At 39.1% G+C, this 14646-nt stretch carries 16 protein-coding genes, 1 other RNA gene and 1 riboswitch; of the genes, 10 read left to right on the top strand and 7 right to left on the bottom strand.

Annotation, left to right across the window (positions count from 1 at the left end; all coding sequences use genetic code 11):
* Positions 1-25: 25 nt before the first annotated feature.
* From ACLHDF_RS18045 to ACLHDF_RS18055, 3 genes are read left to right on the top strand one after another with little or no spacing between them, the layout of a single operon-like run.
* Positions 26-1051, top strand: coding sequence for a Gfo/Idh/MocA family protein (locus ACLHDF_RS18045; RefSeq protein ID WP_413920079.1), 1026 nt, complete (start codon positions 26-28; stop codon positions 1049-1051).
* A 12-nt stretch (positions 1052-1063) separates the two neighbouring features.
* A complete protein-coding gene (locus ACLHDF_RS18050; protein ID WP_413920080.1) occupies positions 1064-2068 on the top strand; it encodes a Gfo/Idh/MocA family protein in 1005 nt (334 codons plus the stop codon).
* A 1-nt stretch (position 2069) separates the two neighbouring features.
* Positions 2070-3038, top strand: coding sequence for a sugar phosphate isomerase/epimerase family protein (locus ACLHDF_RS18055; protein ID WP_413920081.1), 969 nt, complete (start codon positions 2070-2072; stop codon positions 3036-3038).
* 68 nt (positions 3039-3106) lie between these two features.
* Here ACLHDF_RS18055 and ACLHDF_RS18060 read toward each other — a convergent pair whose 3' ends face one another.
* A complete protein-coding gene (locus ACLHDF_RS18060) occupies positions 3107-3715 on the bottom strand; it encodes a DNA-3-methyladenine glycosylase (RefSeq protein ID WP_413920082.1) in 609 nt (202 codons plus the stop codon).
* 472 nt (positions 3716-4187) lie between these two features.
* On the opposite strand from ACLHDF_RS18060, the gene ACLHDF_RS18065 reads away from it, so the two are divergent.
* Positions 4188-5699: a UDP-N-acetylmuramoyl-L-alanyl-D-glutamate--2,6-diaminopimelate ligase gene (locus tag ACLHDF_RS18065; RefSeq protein WP_413920083.1), complete on the top strand. Its 1512-nt coding sequence runs from the start codon at positions 4188-4190 to the stop codon at positions 5697-5699.
* Positions 5700-5803: 104 nt separating this feature from the next.
* Here ACLHDF_RS18065 and ACLHDF_RS18070 read toward each other — a convergent pair whose 3' ends face one another.
* Complete coding sequence (locus tag ACLHDF_RS18070; RefSeq protein ID WP_413920084.1) at positions 5804-6310, bottom strand: hypothetical protein; 507 nt, start codon at positions 6308-6310, stop codon at positions 5804-5806.
* A gap of 172 nt (positions 6311-6482) precedes the next feature.
* Between ACLHDF_RS18070 and ACLHDF_RS18075 the strand changes: the two genes are divergently transcribed.
* From ACLHDF_RS18075 to thiE, 5 genes are all read left to right on the top strand, one after another.
* On the top strand, positions 6483-6944 hold the full coding sequence (locus tag ACLHDF_RS18075; protein ID WP_413920289.1) for a GNAT family N-acetyltransferase: 462 nt from the start codon (positions 6483-6485) through the stop codon (positions 6942-6944).
* A 256-nt stretch (positions 6945-7200) separates the two neighbouring features.
* Complete coding sequence (locus ACLHDF_RS18080) at positions 7201-7800, top strand: TetR/AcrR family transcriptional regulator (RefSeq protein WP_413920085.1); 600 nt, start codon at positions 7201-7203, stop codon at positions 7798-7800.
* 96 nt (positions 7801-7896) lie between these two features.
* On the top strand, positions 7897-9108 hold the full coding sequence (locus tag ACLHDF_RS18085; RefSeq protein ID WP_413920086.1) for an MFS transporter: 1212 nt from the start codon (positions 7897-7899) through the stop codon (positions 9106-9108).
* Between the two features lie 194 nt (positions 9109-9302).
* Positions 9303-9411, top strand: a riboswitch (TPP riboswitch).
* Positions 9412-9484: 73 nt separating this feature from the next.
* Positions 9485-10291: a hydroxyethylthiazole kinase gene (thiM, locus tag ACLHDF_RS18090; RefSeq protein WP_413920087.1), complete on the top strand. Its 807-nt coding sequence runs from the start codon at positions 9485-9487 to the stop codon at positions 10289-10291.
* Positions 10292-10304: 13 nt separating this feature from the next.
* Entirely contained in the window at positions 10305-10949 is a 645-nt protein-coding gene (gene thiE / locus ACLHDF_RS18095; protein ID WP_413920088.1) for a thiamine phosphate synthase, read from the top strand.
* Between the two features lie 30 nt (positions 10950-10979).
* On the opposite strand, the gene ACLHDF_RS18100 is transcribed toward thiE, so the two are convergent.
* The 3 genes from ACLHDF_RS18100 to ACLHDF_RS18110 all read right to left on the bottom strand — a co-directional run bounded on the left by ACLHDF_RS18100 (position 10980) and on the right by ACLHDF_RS18110 (position 12204).
* Complete coding sequence (locus ACLHDF_RS18100) at positions 10980-11408, bottom strand: pyridoxamine 5'-phosphate oxidase family protein (protein WP_413920089.1); 429 nt, start codon at positions 11406-11408, stop codon at positions 10980-10982.
* Positions 11409-11554: 146 nt separating this feature from the next.
* Positions 11555-11732: non-coding RNA, 6S RNA (gene ssrS, locus ACLHDF_RS18105), on the bottom strand.
* Between the two features lie 109 nt (positions 11733-11841).
* Entirely contained in the window at positions 11842-12204 is a 363-nt protein-coding gene (locus ACLHDF_RS18110) for a hypothetical protein (RefSeq protein WP_413920090.1), read from the bottom strand.
* Positions 12205-12289: 85 nt separating this feature from the next.
* Here ACLHDF_RS18110 and ACLHDF_RS18115 point away from each other — a divergent pair, with 85 nt between their 5' ends.
* Entirely contained in the window at positions 12290-12742 is a 453-nt protein-coding gene (locus tag ACLHDF_RS18115) for a helix-turn-helix transcriptional regulator (protein ID WP_413920091.1), read from the top strand.
* 27 nt (positions 12743-12769) lie between these two features.
* Here the strand turns inward: ACLHDF_RS18115 and ACLHDF_RS18120 are convergent, their stop codons facing one another.
* Both ACLHDF_RS18120 and ACLHDF_RS18125 read right to left on the bottom strand, forming a co-directional pair.
* Positions 12770-13960, bottom strand: a complete 1191-nt coding sequence (locus ACLHDF_RS18120; RefSeq protein ID WP_413920092.1) for an anti-sigma factor — start codon at positions 13958-13960, stop codon at positions 12770-12772.
* Positions 13957-14451, bottom strand: coding sequence for an RNA polymerase sigma factor (locus ACLHDF_RS18125; protein WP_413920093.1), 495 nt, complete (start codon positions 14449-14451; stop codon positions 13957-13959). The genes ACLHDF_RS18120 and ACLHDF_RS18125 overlap by 4 nt, the downstream gene beginning before the upstream one ends.
* Between the last annotated feature and the right edge of the window lie 195 nt (positions 14452-14646).

The following is a 14646-nucleotide window of genomic DNA, read 5'->3' on the forward strand; positions in this document are numbered from 1 at the left end:
TGCTTAAGCAAAGGGGATAGGAAAGATGGCAAAAGTAAAAATCGGAGTTATTGGGTGTGGAAGCATTGCGCAACACCGTCACTTACCAGAATATAAAATGAACGAACAAGTAGAATTAGTAGCCGTCTGCGATATAAATGCAGAACGTGCAAACAGTGTAGCACAGCAGTACGGTGTAAAAGCTTACACAAACTATGAAGAACTTTTAGCAAGCGGTACAGTGGAAGCAGTGAGTGTATGTACACCGAACTATCTTCATGCACCTATTTCGGTTGCAGCTTTAAACAGCGGAGTTCATGTCCTATGTGAAAAGCCGATGGCAACATCAGAAGAAGAAGCGAAAGCGATGATTGAAGCAGCAAAAACAAACGGTAAAAAACTAATGATCGGACATAATCAGCGCTTTGTAGCTTCCCATCAAAAAGCTCGTGAACTTATTGAAAAAGGGGAAATCGGTAAAGTTTACAGTTTCCGTACGGCTTTTGGCCATGGGGGTCCTGAAGGTTGGAGCGTGGACGGAAAAGAAAGCTGGTTCTTCAAAAAAGACGAAGCATTTATTGGTGCTATGGGAGATTTAGGTGTTCATAAAACCGATATGCTTCGCTACATATTGAGTGAAGAAATTGTAGAAGTTGGTGCATTTGTGGAAAGCAATGCAAAAGACTTTGCAAACGTAGACGACAACGCTGTGTGCGTATTAAAAACGGAAAGCGGGATTATCGGTACGCTTGCGGCAAGCTGGGCTTACAATGGAAAAGAAGATAACTCTACGATTGTTTACGGCGAGAAAGGGATTCTTCGTTTAGAAGATGATCCGACGTATTCATTAGTTGCACAATATGCAACAGGTGAAGTAGTAAACTATGAATTAGGAAAAATTCAGTCAAACGATGAAGGCGGACAAAGCAATTCTCACGTGATTGAACAATTTCTAGAAGCAGTTGTAGAAGATAAAGATTCTCCTGTTCCTGGTGAAGAAGGATTAAAATCACTTGCTGTTATTTTAGCAGCTTTAAAATCAAGTCAAACAAAACAAATTACGCGCGTGTAAGAGGTGGAAAACGTGAGAATTGGCATAATCGGAGCAGGAGGGATTGCTGTAAGCAGACATATCCCAGCATTCAAACAACTAGGTGATGAATGTGTGATTTGGGGGCTTAGCGATATCAATAGTGAAAGAGCCACAGAGGTAGCCAATGAACATAACATCCCTCACGTATTTGTTGATTATAAAGATATGTTTAAAGAAGTGGATGCTGTATGTATTTGTACACCAAATAAATTTCATGCCGAGTTTGCAGTAGAAGCGCTAAAAGCAGGCGTTCACGTCCTATGTGAAAAGCCAATGGCGATGTCTAAAGAGCAAGGTGAAGAAATGCTTGCTGCTGCTAGAGAGTCAGGTAAGCAGTTAGCGATTGCGTATCATTATCGATTCATGAAAGAAGCGCAGGCCGCAAAAAAAATGATGACAGAGATAGGACGCCCTCTAGTTGCACGTGTCAGAGCCATGCGTCGCCGAAAAGTTCCCGGTTGGGGCGTATTTACGAACAAAGACCTTCAAGGCGGAGGCAGCTTAATTGATTACGGCTGCCACTTGCTTGATTTAACGCTTTGGCTAATGGGAAATCCAAAGCATACTGAAGTGCTTGGAAGCACGTATAATGAACTGAGTAAAACGCCTAATCAATTAAATCAATGGGGAACATTTGATCATGAAACATTCAGCGTGGATGATCATGTAACGGCCTATATTAAATTTGAAAATGGAGCGTCGCTTCTTTTAGAAACTTCTTGGGCAGCTAATATCAAAGATGATGAAGAGCACGTAAGCATATCAGGAGTAGATGGAGGTTTAAGCGTATTTCCTTTTGAACTATACACGTCTAAAAACGGTATGCTCATGAACAGTACGTCACCTTGGATGGATGGAGAAAATGATTACAGCTTAAGTCAGGCTAAAAATTTCATTGAAGCGTGTAAAGGAAATGCTGAATTAGTAGTAAAGCCAGAAGAAGCGCTTCAAGTCTCAGCAATTATTGACGAAATATATCGCACAGGGGGAAACTAAAATGAAACTTGGAGTATTCACAGTCTTATTTGCGGATCTTTCTTTTGAAGAGATGTTAGATAAAGTAAAAGCAGCAGGTCTTCATGCTGTTGAAATCGGAACGGGGGGCTATCCTGGAAACAGTCATTGTCCGCTAGATGATTTGCTTGAAGATGAAGGAAAAAGAGCAGCGTATATGAAGCAGGTAAAAGACCGAGGGCTTACAATCAGCGCGTTTAGCTGCCACGGTAATCCCATTTCACCTGAGGCAAGCTTTGCAAAAGAATCTGACGAAACGCTTCGCAAAACTATCCAACTAGCATCATTGTTAGATGTCCCAGTTGTTAACTGCTTCTCTGGAACAGCAGGAGATCACGAAGAAGCCAAGTATCCAAACTGGCCTGTTACACCTTGGCCTAATGAATATGGAGACGTATTGAATTGGCAGTGGGAAAATAAGCTTGTTCCTTATTGGAAAGAAATTGGAGAGCTAGCGGAGCAGCATAATGTGAAAATCGGTTTAGAACTTCACGGTGGATTTTTAGTACATACTCCGTATACCCTACTAAAGCTTCGCGAAAAAACAAGTCCAGCCATTGGCGCTAATCTTGATCCAAGTCATTTATGGTGGCAAGGAATCGACCCGGTAGGAGCGATTAAAATTTTAGCAAAAGAAAATGCGATTCATCATTTCCATGCAAAGGATACGTACTTGGACCAAGATAATATTAATATGTATGGCCTGACGGACATGCAGCCATACGGAGAAGTTCAAACTCGTGCATGGACATTTAGATCAGTAGGATGCGGACATGATGTAAAAGAGTGGTCCGATATGATGAGTGCACTTCGCACATACGGATATGATTATGTAGTCAGCATTGAGCATGAAGACCCAATCATGTCGATTGAAGAAGGATTTAAACGTGCAGTTACGAACTTACAAAGTGTATTAGTTGAAGAAACTCCGTCACAAATGTGGTGGGCGTAAACAAAAAGAAGCATCTCTAAAAAGAGGTGCTTCTTTTATGTGCGTTAATATATCAATTAGCCTTTTCTTTACCTGAATTTCGATACAAATGGGTGATTGGTAACCCAAAAGCGCCAAGGGTAATCCTTCGCTTCACCAGAATTATCAATGCCAACGCGAGGTCCGGCGGAAATCTCTGAAGGAGTGAAGCCGCGAGCAATATAAAGAGGAGGATTAGTTAAATCATGGCCGTACAAATCCATTGAAACTCCTAGTGCTTTTGTTAGTTTCCCAGGACCGTTTGTCCAATTTATTTCGTTTTCCATCCCTCGACGTCTCGTTTTCATCAAATCTTTGCCGCTAAATGGCTCAATGGCACGAATGAGGACACCTTCTGGACAATCGATGTCGCTGCTTACAACATTGAGTAAACAATGTGTATGCATCGTATGCGTATAGGCATGGCCAGGAGGACCGAACATTACTTCCGTTCTTTTTGTACGCCGGTTATTAAAGCTATGAGCTGCTCGGTCAAAAGGCCCTTTATAAGCTTCCGTTTCTACAATAAAACCAGATGCAGTTCCTTCCGGCGTTTCGTGAACAAGAAGACATCCTAACAGCGACTGAGCTAATTCAAGTGTAGGCTGCTGATAAAATAAAAGAGGAAGTGGTTCAATCGCTAAAAGAGAACGCGTCATTTGGTATAGTCCATCCTTTCAAAGCAGAGTCATTCACGCTTTTATGCGCTCCTTTTATTATGATGTTTTCTTTATTATTTTGCAAAGAGAGGGACTGATTAATAAAGTAATCTCCCTTCCGTTACGCTCGGGCATTTTCTCCAGCATGCTTCAACTTGTCTTATAAAAGCACTTTATTTTAAAGAATGGTTTCGTTTTGCACAGTTAAGGGGAATGTCTTACTACAATACTTTACTTTTGCTGCTGGTACGATAGACAATAAGCAGTTCATCCATATTTTACATGCTTTTAGTTTTAAAAAATAGTGATCTGTCTTTTCTTTATTTTCGTTCTACATATGAAAGCAAAATAAAAATAGTGAATTGTAGAAAAGTCTTTATAAATGGAAATAAAGAAAAAATATCCTTCAAAGAGTATTTAAGGAATTTTAGAACATATTAAAAATAAAATTTATACACTGTGAGGAATAGCTATGAACATCCACTTTGATACATTAACGAACTTATCAATTAACTATATTTTCGGACCTGCATCTCAGACGATTACCCATCTAACATATCATTCAAAGCAGGTTCACGACGGATCAGTATTTTTTAGTATAAAAGGTGAAAATGAGGATGGACATCAGTATATTAAAGAAGCTATAGCTAGAGGGGCAGTAGCGGTATTTGGAACAAGTGTTGAGGAGCTTCGTCTTTTGAGCACCCGGTATTCTCACTGTACGTTTTTAGCAGTTAAAGACGTTCGCAAAGTAATGGCTTCTTTTTCTAAAATGTATTTTGATCATACAGATGAAAAAATCGAGACAATTGGCGTTACGGGGACAAATGGTAAAACAACCGTAGCAGCTTACGTAAGGTCGCTTTTAACTCTTCTAAAATTGCCGACAGGATCGATTGGAACGACCAGCATTTGGTCATCGAAGGAGAAGTTAGTTTATAAAAAAAGTACGCCTACAACACCTGAATCGACAGACTTGCACAAAATTTTTTATGATTTGTATACAAGAGGCGATGAAGCGGCAGTGATGGAAGTATCTTCAATTGCTATTGATCAACAGCGAATAGAAAATATTTATTTTGATGTAGCCATTCATACAAACTTATCAGAAGAGCATTTAGAGTATCATAAAACGTTTGAGCACTATAAAAAATGCAAGATGAAATTATTTCAACAGGCAAAACACGCCGTTATTAATATAGATGATCAGGACATGGGGAAAGATTTAAGTAAAGCATTTAAAGGACCTAAAGTCACGTATAGCTTATTGAACAATGCGGAAGCAACTCTGCAAGCAAAGAACATTAATGGCAAAGAAGGAGGATCTTTCTTTGATTTACTCTATAAAGGGCAGTCATACAAAGTAGCAGTACCTGTATATGGTGATTATAATATTGCTAACGTGCTAGCGGCCGTGGGCACAGCTCTTCACTTTGAATATCACATTGAAGATATTATTAGCCTGCTTCCTCAATTGGAAAGTCCAGAAGGACGCTTTCAAGTGATAGAAGGTCCGAATAACCAAAAAGTAATACTGGACTACGCTCATACGCCTGTTGCTCTTACTCGCTTAGTAGAAGAAGTAAAAAAGATGGATTATAATCAGCTGATTGTCATGATTGGAGGGATTGGCATTCGAGATTTTAATAAAATGCCCAAAATGGCACATGCTATTGAAGGGAAAGCTGATGAAATTATCGTAACGGTGGATCACCCAGGTCATCATGATCCGAACAAAATCGTAGATCAAGTGATAACGGGTTTTTCAAATCCGAGCGCAAGCAATATTCACAGAGCTCCCACTCGAACAGAAGGAGTATTAAAGTCGCTTTCTTTAGGAAAGCCGAATGATATTATTTTACTTACAAGCGGCTGTATTAACGGCTGTATTAACGGTGCTCAGCTTGTAAAAGGAAACGAAATTCCGCATTCAGATGAAGAAATTATCGCTTCTTATTATGCGTCTTTAAGCAATATTTCTTAATGTTTATCTTCATTTATCAAACGTGTATCAAACGTGGAAAAAATGAAATACCATACAAAAGAAGGCCTCTTACTATTTTTAGAGACCTTCTTTTTGCATCAAAACTATAGGCTGTTTTCCGGCTGTGTTTTTGGTTCTTCAATTTTTACATCATGTTCTTTAGCCAGTTTTTTAATAGCTGCATTGTAATCGCGTATGCCTTTTCGGGCTTCATCAAGCATAGCATTTGCCTCAGCAATAAGGTTGTGGTCCTGCTTTTCTAAAGCGCTGACAATTTTAATAAAAGCATTATACTGAGTATTGGCAGCTTTTATATAGCCTTCATGAACCTTTCGAAGATCGTCGGTTTCTACATCGATATTTTCCAGTTCGTCAACAAATTTACGATAGGTAGGGATCACTTCACTCGTCATCGTATCGTACATAACAGCGTCACTTGTGTAGTTAGCGCCTGTAACAGAATCGTATGCGTCAATCGCTTCTTTTTCAAGCTGAGCGGCTTTTTTTAGATCTTGATTGTTATAGTCAATTAAATCATCTTGAACAGGGTCACTAAAGCAGGCAGACAATAAAAACAAAAGAGGGATAAGACAAAATAAAACTTTCTTCAACGAATTTCACCTCCGTTTAACAATGTATGAAAGATCTGCTTGGCAAAGTCGGGTTTCATACACGGAGAAAAAGAAGAAAATGTATAAAGGATTTTTGAAGGTAGACAGTGAATCTATTCATCAAGAGAGTTTTAGTTTACTGCTGTATGATAGAAGAAAGGAAGAAAAGATGATTAAAATAAAGAGAGACAATTTAACGAACAATGAAGTTATTGAATTAGTAAGTTCTCACCTCCAAGGAATGAACTTACATTCGCCGCCTGAAAGTATTCATGCTCTAGATATCGAAAGCTTAAAACAACATGATATTACGTTTTGGAGCGTGTGGGAAGGCAGTCAGCTAGCAGGGTGCGGGGCTATAAAAGAGCTAGATGAGCATCACGGAGAAGTTAAATCGATGCGAACAGCCACCGCTCATTTGCGAAAAGGAGTTGCTAGAGAACTGCTGCAGTACATAATAAATGAAGCACAAAAACGAGGATATCGACGCTTAAGCTTAGAAACAGGATCTGCACCTGCTTTTGAACCGGCTAGAAAGCTGTACGCCAGTTTTGGATTTTACCAATGCGAACCGTTTTCTACCTATAAAGAAGATCCATATAGTGTATTTATGACAAAAGAATTGAATGATTAAAAGACAGGAAAGAAGGCGCAGATGAGTTTTTTATTTGTACGCAAGCTGTGCGGGCAAGCAGCTGTCATTTATCCTGTTAGCAAGTAAGCTTTTTAGGCAAAGCCTTTTTAAAAGGCTTTGTTTTGTCATGATCCATATAAGAAGGTATAACCTCGGTTTTTTCACTAGACAAAAAGGTTTTTCCTATGTAGTATAAGTGTCAGATAATACAAAACGAATGTTCAGTATAAAAAATGTGCAGGGCGGTGGAAATAGCTTGAACAAAAAAAAGCTTCAAAGTGAACAAACAAAAAGAAAAGTGGCAGATGCTGCTAAAGCATTGTTTTCTCAAAAAGGCTATAAAGCTACGTCTATTGAAGAAATTGTAGAAGCTACTGGAAGCAGTAAAGGGAATATTTATTATCACTTTAAAAGTAAAGAAGGGCTGTTTCTTTATTTAATAGACGAATGGGATCTTGAGTGGGAACGAAACTGGAAGGAAAGAGAGTCTCTTTATAAAACAACAAGAGATAAGCTTTTTGGAATTGCGGAGCAAATTATTTTAGATGATTTAAATCATCCTCTTACGAAAGCCGCCGATGAATTTTTTAACAACGAGGAAAAGGGCAGCGATATCGAAGAGCGAATTGATGAGATGGTGAAACGGCACGTAGATTTTAACCGTAAACTTTTGCAAAAAGGCATCGACGAAGGTGAGTTTTCTCATAAAAATGCAGAACAGCTTGCGGTGGTTTTAGAAGGGCTGTTTGTTGGAATGAGCCGCATGTCTCGAAAAACGAGCACGGAAAATGCTCTGCAGCTTTACCATTCAGCAATTGACGTATTTTTAAACGGAATTATAGCAAGGTCTTCTTAAATGATCGGGGATGCTTATTTCGGCAATGAGTAATCCCTCATTATTTTGCATGTTTATAGACCGAACGTTCAGTATTTTTATAATCAGGAGGTTTATATGTCATTATTGTTAAGAAATCGAGCGGCAATTTTGCTGCTCATGCTGAATATTTTTATTATCTTTACGGGAATTGGTCTCGTTATTCCGATTATGCCAACATATATGACGGAGCTTCATATCAGTGGCAGCGTGATGGGGCTTTTAGTAGCGGTGTTTTCGTTAACTCAATTTCTATTTTCACCTTTAGCGGGCCGGTTATCGGATTCGTTAGGGAGAAAGAAAATTATCGTAGCGGGAATGATTGTTTTTGCCCTGTCTGAATGGTTCTTTGGTTCAGTGAGTACACCTCTTTTATTATTTGTATCCAGAATGTTAGGCGGGGTCGGGGCCGCGCTTATTATGCCTGCTGTTATGGCCTATACAGCGGACGTGACGTCTGCTAAAGAACGCGCTAAAGGAATGGGCTATGTGACGGCGGCAATTACAACAGGATTTATTATAGGCCCTGGTATCGGAGGCTTTTTAGCTGAGTACGGCGTGCGCGTACCGTTTTATATGGCCGCGGTAGCAGGTGGCTTAGCCGCAGTGATTACACTAATTGTTTTGCCAGAGTCCCGTTCTGTACAAGATTCTGTAAGCAAAGAGAGTCCAAAACAAGAGCGCCTGCTGCTGCAGCTTATGAATTCCTATAAAGAACCTTATTTTTTAAGTTTAATTATCGTTTTTGTCACATCGTTTGGATTATCTAATTATGAAACAATTTTTTCACTATTTGTTGATCATAAATTTAGCTTTACACCAAAAGATATTGCGTTCGTCATTACGTTCGGCTCTATTGCAGGAGCTGTGGTGCAGGTTACGATTTTTGGCTGGATTTTAAATAAGTTTGGTGAGAAAAAAGTGATTTCGTTTTGCTTGATGATGACAGGACTTTTTATTTTACTTACGCTATTTGTGCATACGTACTGGCTTATTATTGTTGTGACATTTATTGTCTTTTTAGCAACAGATATTTTACGTCCGGCAATCAGCACGCAAATGTCGATGATGGCACAAGACGATCAAGGGTATGTAGCTGGACTAAACTCTGCTTATACAAGTCTTGGGAACATTATTGGACCGGTTGTAGCAGGCTTTCTATTTGATATAAACATTAATTATCCATACGTATCAGCTGCGCTTGTTCTGCTGCTTTGTTTTCTTCTATCATTAAGAGCGGGTAAAGACCGAAAAACAGCTGTGAGAAATCAAGCGGTTCAAGAGAAATAAGCAGAAAGAAAAAAGCGCTGAAATTCCTTGAAAATAGAAGAACTCTAGTAGTGTACCGGAGGTCTTTTAATTATTGCTTTTAGTAAAGGTGTAAAATTTATAACAGCACTCAGCCTATAGACAAACTTTATTTAATAGGCAAGACAGCGAAATGGTTGCAAATAAAAAAGGTTAATAGTAAACTTTAAACGTAATAAGAATAGTTTGGGAGCTTGCGCGGGGCAGGCTGAGAGTACAGGGACGCCTGTTGACCATTTGAACCTGTTGGATAATGCCAGCGCAGGGAATGTGAGTACATACCAAAGCACTTTGCGCATGCAAGGTGTTTTTTGTCTTTTTTTGCAGGGTTAAAACTAAATGAAAAGAGTGAGAGAACATGGATATTAGTAAAATTTCAGCTCAATTAGAAAAAGTAAGAGACTCAAGCCCGCTTGTTCATAATATTACGAATGTTGTGGTAACTAATTTTACAGCAAATGGACTGCTTGCACTAGGAGCTTCACCTGTTATGGCTTATGCGAAGGAAGAAGTGGCTGACATGGCTCGAATCGCTGGAGCGCTTGTCTTAAATATGGGTACACTGACGGCTCGAGAAGTGGAAGCGATGAGACTGGCAGGGAAATCAGCAAACGAAAATGGTGTGCCGGTTATTTTCGATCCTGTAGGAGCAGGAGCGACGCCGTTTCGTACAGAAGTGGCGCGTCAGCTTGTAGAAGAATTAAATATCGCAGTTATTCGCGGTAACGCTGCTGAAGTTGCAAATGTAGTAGGCGAGTCATGGCTCATTAAAGGTGTTGATTCATTAGGAGGTCAAGGAGATGTCATTGAACTTGCTGAGAAAGCAGCTAGCAAATTGAATACAGTGATCGTTATCACGGGTAAGCAAGATGTAATCACAGATGGAAATACAACGTATACAGTAGACAACGGTCACCCGTTATTTACAAAGGTGACGGGTACCGGATGTTTGCTGACATCAATTATAGGAGCTTTCGCCGCTGTAGAAAAAGAATATGTTGAGGCAAGCGTTGCTGCTTTAAGTTTTTATGGAGTGGCAGGTGAAATTGCCGCCGCGAAAAAAGGTGAAGAAGGCCCGGGAAGCTTTCAAATTGAGCTGTTAAATCAGCTTCATCTCCTATCTGGACAGGATATAGAATCTTTTGCAAGAGTACATCAACGTTAAAAGGAGCCAGAAAATGACAAACGAAGAAATCAAAAAGCTGCTTGGAGTTTATTTTATAATGGGCAGCAATAACTGTACAAAAGATCCGCGAGAAGTGTTAAAAGAAGCAATTGAAGGCGGTATTACCGTGTTTCAATTTCGCGAAAAAGGTGAAGGCGCGCTGAGGGGAGAAGCGAAATATCAGCTCGCGAAAGAACTGCAGCAAATTTGTCAACAGCACAACATTCCTTTTGTTGTGAATGATGATCTTGATTTAGCGATTCGCTTACAAGCAGATGGCGTTCATATTGGACAAGAAGATGAAAAAGCTCATATTGTTCGAGAGAAAATAGGAAAAGGAATTGTCGGCGTCTCGGTTCATAATATACAAGAGCTGAAGCAGGCCATGAAAGACGGAGCGGATTATGTAGGAATGGGACCTATTTTTCCTACTTCCACAAAAAAAGACGCAAAAGCAGTGCAAGGTACAAAATTAATTGAAGAAGTGCGAAACCAAGATATTGGCTTTCCAATTGTAGGAATCGGTGGTATCACGCCTGAAAATGCTAGACAAGTAGTAGAGGCAGGTGCAGATGGAGTTTCTATTATTACCGCAATTAGCTTAGCAGCGTTTCCAAAAGAAAAAGCAGCTCAATTAAAAGCAGCAGTAGGAAAATAAAAAAGCGCACATTGTGCGCTTTTTTTGCTATTATAACTGAACAGTTTGAGGAGTTTCTTCGCCTTCATTCATAAAGCGAATTTCGTTCGGCGTAATTTCAAGAACAACATACTCAGGGTCATTTGGACCGTCAAACCACTCTTTCATATGGTCGTTCCATATACGTTCTTTTAACTGGTTACCCGTACGAAGAACAGCTGTACCAGATAATTCTAAGTATTGATCGCCATATCCTTCGCCGCTGTAGCCCAATAGTACGTGTACGTTCGGATTGGCTTCGATTTCTTCCGCCTTATGTGTATTAATATTTGTTGGTGTGTAAAGAGCGATACCATCTTCATCGCTGAAAAATGTCATATAGCGAGAGTGGGGTTTATTGTTTACAACTGTGGCTAATGTTCCTACACGATTTCCTTCTAATACTTCATTTACTTTTTTTGCAATTTTTTGTTCATTCATTTTATCCATCTCCTTTATTACTTTTTATATTCCTCCATCGAAGATAAATAAAACATACATGTCTAAAAAAAATATAATTTAACAATAATTTTATTATGTAAACTAATAAAAAAGAAAATAAAAAAGCTAGCTACAGCTAACTAAAAAATAAGCCCGCACTGCCGTAACCCTAAGTGTCTTAAATACCCAGATCTACTAGGTGGGTGCCCTCATAGCCGGGTTTAGCGTCCCAAGAAGGGCATGCTATCTGCAGCTAAATTTTGAGCTCCCTTATAACACTCAAAGGTTTAAGACAACATGAGTATACGCACAGCGCAGGTATGTATAACAAATGTAAATAAAATGCCGATATATAAATGTTTTCTAATTAATCAACTTTCATCGTACAAGAAATGATTATAAAGGAATAATGAATGGAACGCAAGACTTTTATTTAAAGTTTTTCTTCTCTAACATCTTGGCGGTTAAGCAGCAGCAAAATAAGAAAGGGACCGGCAACCGGAATGAAACATAAGAGAAGATGAGACCGGGACGCTATCTTTTCTTTTGTCATAACGGCGTAAGAAAGCCACGTTAAAACAAAAAAATCAGCGGTCATCACGCTAACAAGCTGTGACTGCGTAAAAGCTTCTCCATAAGCTTTTATTGAACCCATAGACAGTCCGTATACATAACACGCAATAGTGATCGCTAAGCATAGTCCAGTCCATTGATAAGAAGAAATGATAGCAATGAAACGCGAAGGAATACGTGAACGAGTTCTAACTTCTTGTCCTTTCCAGTGGTAATAGAGCAAAAGAGAAACGCTTGAAACTCTTCTTTAATTAGGTGTAATATTACACTAAAGACATGTGCGTGTACAGAAAGAAAGGGCTGTAAAAATGAATAAACAAGAAGTGATTAAATCAGTATCGGATAAAATGCGATTGATTCGTTTAGAAAGAAACTATTCACAAGACAGAATGGCTGAAGTCATTGGTATTTCTAAAAAAACATTGGTGCAAATTGAAAAAGGACGCACGGAAGCTGGGTGGACAACGACTGTTGCAGTATGCGGCTTGTTTCGTGACAGTGAAATTCTTCAATCAGTTTTAGGAGACGTTCCTTTAGAAGTAGTAGAAATCGTTGCTCATAACGGTGTATCTTCTCCAAAGGATAAAACGCTTGGAGGAAGGGTATGGTGGAAAGAGATTCAAAAAGAAGGTTCTTTTCGGCTGCAGCAAAATATGATTAGTCAGCACTACCGTATTTTAGATGACCAAGACTATCGATGGTTCAGTTCATTTGATAGAAGTGAAACGGTAGAAAGGTTTGAGGAATTAACGAAGGAATAAAAACAAGCACTTGCTTTCAAGTGCTTGCTACTGATTCATTAACGTACCGGATGAAGGGCGACTGAACCAATTCCAAAGCTCTACATCTCCAAGTGACGCATACGTGATAGACGGATCATTTTTTAATTTCAGAAGCTTTTTTGTAGGTCCTGTAATCACAACGCCGTACACGCCGACTCCATGTTTTTTTACATAAGAATATCGCTGCTTTAGCAACAAATCGGAATGGTCTAGCTGACGAACTTTTTGGACCGTTTCTTCATTATCGGCTAATAGTTTCATCATATTTAAAACGTTCGACTTGCTAGTAGAGTGCGTTTGATTTTCATTGTGATCGTAAGGTAAGTCTAAAAACTCTGGAAAGCCAAACGTTGATGTTAAGTCAATTAATGGTTCATCTTTTGTGCTTGTTTTTTGTTCGTTCCCCGTATTAAGCGCATACCAAGAGGTAGAAAAATCACGACTGTCGATGGCGCTCATTTTTTGCTGAACTTCTTTTAGTGAATACGTATCATCAAAAGAAATAGCGACTTCGCTTACCGTTCCTTTTGGTAGATTTTCTAACGCTTTCCATGTTTCGTTCGTCCATTCCTTATACTCTTGCGCATGCTGCTTTAGTTTTTGGGGATCAGGATAGACAAAGGAAAGGTTGAGATCATATTTACCGCCAGAAAATTCTTTTTCTACACCGCTTGTTTTATCAAACAGCTGATGAAATGTAAACGTCCCAATCGCCTGCTCTTCACGTCCAATTTGCTTGTAAGCTTCCATTTGCGACTGCATACGGAAAAAGGACTGTGTATCAGAAGTCGTTTCACGTATATGAACGTTTGGAAAAGCAGATTCGATAGCCGCTTGATTCACGCTGTTTATGTATTCGGTTTTTGATTGATGGTAATATACAATAGATAAAAAGCTGCCAATGATCCATAGCAGAACTACAGAGCTAATGACAGTTGTCACATTTGAAAGACGCTGCTTCCATTTGGCAATATAAATGGACTTTTTCACTTTTTTATTATCCAACATCGTATCGTCACTTGGTGGAGTAGTTGATGGATTTGATGACAACGGTTCATCTTCGGTTAGCAAGTGCTCTAAATAAGCTGAGCATACTTCACAGTTTTCCGTATGTTCTTCAAGTGTTTCTGCTTCTTTGTCTGTCAAAGTGCCGTTTTTATATTTTTCCCATTGATGCTTCATATCTTGACAGCTCATCCGTCCTCTTCCTTTCTTTTTTTCAATTGTTGACGACCACGATACAAGTCCATTTTCACTTTTGACAGAGTAAAGCCAGTCATTTCTGCAATCTCTTCATATGTGAAGCCATGATAATCTCGTAACAATACAATATTCTGCTTAGCCGGAGGCAAAGCAGATACATCAGAAAGCCAGCTGTCGATTTCACTTTGAATCATCACTTGCTCTTCAGCACTCGGCTGAGGAGTAAAGTGCCATTCTTCTATTTCAACAGTAGGGCGTTTTTTTTCTTTTCGATACCAGTCAATAAAGGCGTGATAAGCAATTTTGAACAGCCAAGGCTTCACTTCCTCGCCTTTATATGTTTCTAAATGTAAAAGTGCTCGGTAAAAGGTCTCCTGCATTAAATCTTCCGCTGATTCTTTTCTGCGAGTAAGAGAGAGAAGATAGCGCAGCAAATCATGCATATGCTGTTTATAAATGTGTTCAAAGTTATGCTGGTGTGCCATTTTCTCCCCCTTTCATTTAATCAACGCAATTGATGGATAAAAGTTTCGGTTTTTTTATCAAAAATCGTATGTAATAGATAAAAGATGCCTAAAATACGATATATAGCTTATCATACTAAAAAGAAAATCATATGAAATTCGACATAATTCCGTTTATTTTTTCATTTTTTTAAAAAACTAAAGGGTAATTGGTGT

Origin of the sequence: Priestia megaterium, assembly GCF_046599315.1 — a bacterium.
GTDB classification, from domain to species: domain Bacteria; phylum Bacillota; class Bacilli; order Bacillales; family Bacillaceae_H; genus Priestia; species Priestia megaterium_F.